Source organism: Alteromonas alvinellae (assembly GCF_902705805.1).
The window spans coordinates 1-623 of record NZ_CACSIH010000101.1 but is presented as its reverse complement, the minus strand read 5'-3'; the positions used below and the strand labels follow the sequence as shown (position 1 = coordinate 623).

Here is a 623-nt window from a genome sequence, read left to right as displayed (position 1 = left end):
TCGCTATCTAAAGGGATAAATTGCTTTTCAGTCGCCAGTCCTAGGGTCAGGATTTGCTGCCCCATCACACAACGACCGTTGAGGTGATCAAAGTGGCTGGAGATGCCTGGCATGGTTTTACCGCGCCGTGTTTTAACTGAATCATCAACAACATAGGCGCGTATGGTGCTGTGGTCAGTCATACTGATGACGGTCTTCGCTGTTTGAAGGTGCAACTTGCGCCAATCCAGATCTTCCCGATTAAGAAGATCATAAAGGGCATCCCTCTTAGTGATCGAGAAGCTTTGTAACGACTCCCTTGAAAACATCGCAATTGAGTCTGCTTTGAGCCAGACCCAAAGCAGTAAAAGGTACACTACATCACTGACGGGTGATCCTGAACGCTTTGAAAACCGCGCTTGTTTCAGCAGTCGATTAAAACCGATGCGCTGCCATGCTTTGCTAAACAGATTATCCACTTGAACATCGTGGCGGCTTAAATACTCAGCGGTGAGTGATGGCAAAACAGAAGAGCTTGTGTCAGAATTCATGTGTAGCCTTTGAGTTGTATTTGTTATGTCTAGACAACTAACATTATACCACGAAAAGGCTATTTTTATTTATACTATTCAGTAACTTAAGCT

1 protein-coding gene is annotated in these 623 nt (G+C 44.6%); it reads right to left on the bottom strand.

Annotated features, from left to right (window positions below; all coding sequences use genetic code 11):
* The coding region (locus ACX5KA_RS06630) for a transposase (RefSeq protein WP_255051707.1) at positions 1–530 on the bottom strand (530 nt) is incomplete at its 3' end.
* Positions 531–623 lie beyond the last annotated feature (93 nt).